Source organism: Methylobacterium crusticola (genome assembly GCF_003574465.1).
Lineage (GTDB): Bacteria > Pseudomonadota > Alphaproteobacteria > Rhizobiales > Beijerinckiaceae > Methylobacterium > Methylobacterium crusticola.
On sequence record NZ_KZ984616.1, the window covers coordinates 1 to 3,821 of the forward strand.

At 73.7% G+C, this 3,821-nt stretch carries 6 protein-coding genes; all 6 read right to left on the reverse strand.

Going from position 1 to position 3,821, the window contains the following annotated elements:
- A partial coding sequence (locus tag DT057_RS01300; protein ID WP_128560323.1) for an FAD-binding oxidoreductase occupies positions 1-794 on the reverse strand: 794 nt, incomplete at its 3' end.
- A 7-nt stretch (positions 795-801) separates the two neighbouring features.
- Positions 802-1,299 carry a 1,2-phenylacetyl-CoA epoxidase subunit PaaD gene (gene paaD, locus DT057_RS01305; RefSeq protein WP_128560355.1) on the reverse strand — a complete coding sequence of 166 codons (498 nt, stop codon included), beginning with the start codon at positions 1,297-1,299 and terminating at the stop codon, positions 802-804.
- Positions 1,293-2,069, reverse strand: a complete 777-nt coding sequence (paaC, locus tag DT057_RS01310) for a 1,2-phenylacetyl-CoA epoxidase subunit PaaC (protein ID WP_128560354.1) — start codon at positions 2,067-2,069, stop codon at positions 1,293-1,295. Before paaC ends, paaD begins: the two co-directional genes overlap by 7 nt.
- A 98-nt stretch (positions 2,070-2,167) precedes the next feature.
- On the reverse strand, positions 2,168-2,455 hold the full coding sequence (gene paaB, locus DT057_RS01315) for a 1,2-phenylacetyl-CoA epoxidase subunit PaaB (RefSeq protein ID WP_128560324.1): 288 nt from the start codon (positions 2,453-2,455) through the stop codon (positions 2,168-2,170).
- A gap of 17 nt (positions 2,456-2,472) precedes the next feature.
- Positions 2,473-3,477 (reverse strand): 1,2-phenylacetyl-CoA epoxidase subunit PaaA, encoded by a 1,005-nt coding sequence (gene paaA, locus DT057_RS01320; RefSeq protein WP_128560325.1) that lies wholly within the window; start codon positions 3,475-3,477, stop codon positions 2,473-2,475.
- Positions 3,478-3,588: 111 nt separating this feature from the next.
- A partial coding sequence (locus DT057_RS36395; RefSeq protein ID WP_276469415.1) for a PaaX family transcriptional regulator C-terminal domain-containing protein occupies positions 3,589-3,821 on the reverse strand: 233 nt, incomplete at its 5' end.

Here is a 3,821-nt window from a genome sequence, read left to right on the forward strand (position 1 = left end):
GCCGCGGCCGCGGCCGCGGCCGCCCGCGCCGGGCGGGCGCGGCCGGGCTCGGAGGGCGTGAAGCGCTCGACGTGGACGCGCTCGGGCGGCAGGCCGAGGCCGTGCAGCGCCGTCCCGACCGCCTCGATCATGTCGGCCGGGCCGCACACGAAGGCGTGGTCGACGAGGGCCGCCGGCACGATGGTGCGCAGGAACAGGGCCGCCTTCTCGCCGTCCAGGCGCCCGTTGAGGACCGGGAGGTCCTGGGTCTCGCGCGACAGGACGTGGAAAACCGAGAGCCGGTCGAGGAAGCGGTCCTTCAGGGTCTCCAGGGCCTCGCGGAACAGGATCGAGCCCGTGGAGCGGTTGCCGTAGAACAGGAAGACGCGGCTCCCCGGCTCGGCCGCCAGCACCGTGCGGATGATCGACAGGATCGGGGTGATGCCGGAGCCCGACGCGAAGGCCACGACGGTGCGCGCCGCCTCGGGCCGGATCGCGAGGCCGAACCGCCCCATCGGCGTCATCACGTCGATCTCGTCGCCCGGCCCGATCGCCTCGTTGGCGAAGCACGAGAACAGGCCGCCGTCCACGCGCTTGACGGCGACGCGCAGCTCCGGCTCGCCGACGCCCGAGCAGATCGAGTAGGAGCGCCGCACCTCCTCGCCGTCCACCACCGCCTTCAGGGTCAGGTACTGGCCGCACGAGAAGCCGAAGGCGTCGCGGGCCTCCTCCGGCACCGCGAAGGCGATCGAGACGGCGTCCGGCGTCTCGCGGCGGACATCGGCGACGCGCAGGCGGTGGAAGCGGGGGCTCATCGGCGCCTCAGATGCACTTGAAGGAGTCGAAGGGCTCGCGGCAGGCCGTGCAGCGCCACAGCGCCTTGCAGGCCGTCGAGCCGAACTCGGAGATACGCTCCGTGCGGGTCGAGCCGCAAAGCGGGCACGTCACCTGCTCCTCGCCGAACAGGGCGCGGCGGGAGGCCTTGCCGGCGGGCGGCGCGATGCCGTAGGCGCGCAGCTTCTCCTTGCCGGCGTCGGTCATCCAGTCGGTGGTCCAGGCCGGGGACAGCACCAGCCGGACCCGGGCCTGCGCGATGCCGGCCCGCGCCAGCGCGGTCTGCACCTCGAGGCCGATCACGTCCATGGCCGGGCAGCCCGAGTAGGTCGGCGTGATGGCGACCTCGACCACGCCGTCCCGGACGCTCACCTCGCGCAGCACGCCGAGGTCGGCGATGGTCAGGACCGGGATCTCCGGGTCGCAGACCGTCGCGGCGGCCGCCCGGGCCGTCCGCGCCAGCGCGTCGTCGGCGGCGCTCACCAGGTCGCTCCCGGATGGGCGCGCTGGAGGTACTGGAGGTCCGCGAGGATGAAGCCGAGATGCTCGCTGTGGCGCCCGAGCCGGCCGCCGGTCTGCATCCAGGCCCCGGCGGGCCGGGTGAGCGTCGCCTGGCCCAGCACCGCCTCGAGGGTGGCGTCGTAGGCCGCCGCGAGCCCCCGCGGGTCGGGGGCGATGCCGGCCGCGATCACGGCCGCCTCGGCGTCGTCGACCTCGAACAGCTCGCCCGTGTAGGGCCAGAGCTCGTCGAGGGCGGCCTGGGCCCGGGCGCGGCTCTCCTGCGTGCCGTCGCCGAGGCGGATCAGCCACTCGGCCGAGTGGCGCAGGTGGTAGGCGGTCTCCTTCTCGGCCTTGGCGGCGACGGCCGCGAGGGTCGCGTCGGCGGAAGCCGCGAGGGCGCGGAAGTAGGGGTCGATGAAGGCCGAGAACAGCACCTGCCGGACGATCGTCGCCGCGAAGTCGCCGTTCGGCTGCTCGACCAGGAGGCAGTTGCGGAACGCCCCGGCCTCGCGCCGGTAGGCGAAGTCGTCCTCGGTGAGGCCGCCGCCGTCGACGACCGCCGCGTAGTCGTAGAGCGAGCGGGCCTGCCCGACGCAGTCGAGGGCGATGTTGGCGAGGGCGATGTCCTCCTCGAGCATCGGCGCGTGGCCGCACCATTCCGAGAGGCGGTGGCCGAGGATCAGCGCGTCGTCGGCCCGGCGCAGGACGCACGTGAGGAGCGGCGTCGCGGCGGGGCTGATGGAGGTGGTCGGCATGGCGGGCCTCAAGGCGGGAAGCGTGACCCGGGGCCCGCCCGGGGCGCGGCGGGCCCGTCCCCGGCGCGGGGGGAGGAGAAGCGGGGGGCGCCCGGCCCTCACATGTGCCCGACGTCGTCCGGCACCTCGTAGAAGGTCGGGTGGCGGTAGATCTTCGAGGCGGTGGGCTCGAACATCACCTCCTTGTCGGAGGGGTCCGAGGCCACGATGGCCGCGGAGGGCACCACCCAGAGCGAGAGGCCCTCGCCCCGGCGGGTGTAGACGTCGCGGGCGGCCTGGAGCGCCATCGTGGCGTCGGCCGCGTGCAGCGAGCCGACGTGCTTGTGCGCCAGGCCGTTGCGCGAGCGGATGAACACTTCCCAGAGCGGGATCTTCTGCTCGGCCATCGCCGCCTCCCCTCGTCTCACGCCGCCTCGGGCACGGCGCGCGCCCGCCGCGCGCGCTTCTCGGCATGCGCCATCGCGGCCTCGCGCACCCAGGCGCCCGCCGCGTGGGCGTCGCGGCGCTGGGTCATGCGCTGCCGGTTGCAGGGGCCGTTGCCGGCCAGCACCTGGCGGAACTCCTCCCAGTCGATCGCGCCGAAGCGCCAGTGGCCGGCGGCCTCGTCGTAGGCGAGGTCCGGGTCCGGGAAGGTCAGGCCGAGGTGGCGGCCCTGCGGCACCGTCGCGTCCACGAACTTCTGGCGCAGCTCGTCGTTCGAGAACCGCTTGATCTTCCACCTGGTGGACTGGTCGGAGTGCTGGCTCTCGGAATCCGGCGGGCCGAACATCATCAGGCAGGGCCACCACCAGCGGTCGAGGGCGTCCTGCGCCATGGCCTTCTGCTCGGGCGTGCCGCGGCAGAGGGTGAGCATGATCTCGTAGCCCTGGCGCTGGTGGAAGCTCTCCTCCTTGCAGACCCGGATCATCGCCCGGGCGTAGGGGCCGTAGGAGCAGCGGCAGAGCGGGATCTGGTTCATGATCGCCGCGCCGTCCACGAGCCAGCCGATGGCGCCGATATCGGCCCAGGTCAGCGTCGGGTAGTTGAAGATCGACGAGTACTTGGCCCGGCCGGCGAGGAGCTGGTCGACCAGCTCCTCGCGGCTGCTGCCGAGGGTCTCGGCCGCCGCGTAGAGGTAGAGCCCGTGCCCGGCCTCGTCCTGGACCTTGGCGAGGAGCGCCGCCTTGCGCTTGAGCGAGGGCGCCCGGGTGATCCAGTTGCCCTCGGGCAGCATCCCGACGATCTCCGAGTGGGCGTGCTGGGAGATCTGGCGCGTCAGGGTGCGCCGGTAGGCCTCGGGCATCCAGTCGTTCGGCTCGATGCGCTCCTCGGCGTCGATCCGGGCCTGGAACCGCTCGGCCCGCGCGGCCTCCTCGGGCCCGGCGACCGGCACGACGGCGTCCTTGGCGTTCAGGGCCTGCGTGTACATGGCGAAGCCTCCCGGGATCGTTCGACCGCAATATGTCACATAATTTTCTATTTGCAAGTTTTTTTGTAACACGAACGCCGCATCCCGGGGGCAGCGCACCGGCCCCTGGCCTCAGCCCGCGGCCGGCGCGCCGCCCGGGGCCCCGCCGGCCGCGAAGCGGGCCGCGAAGGCCGGCGACGCGGGCGGCAGCGGGCCGGCATCGTTCGTGGCGTGCGCGGCGAGCCAGCCCTCGGCCGCGGGCGCGAGCGCCCGGTAGACCTCCGCGCACAGGTCCCGGGCCGCGGCGCCGGGCCAGTCCTCGGGCAGGAGGTCGGCGGGCAGGAGCGGGTCCTTGAGGACGGCCC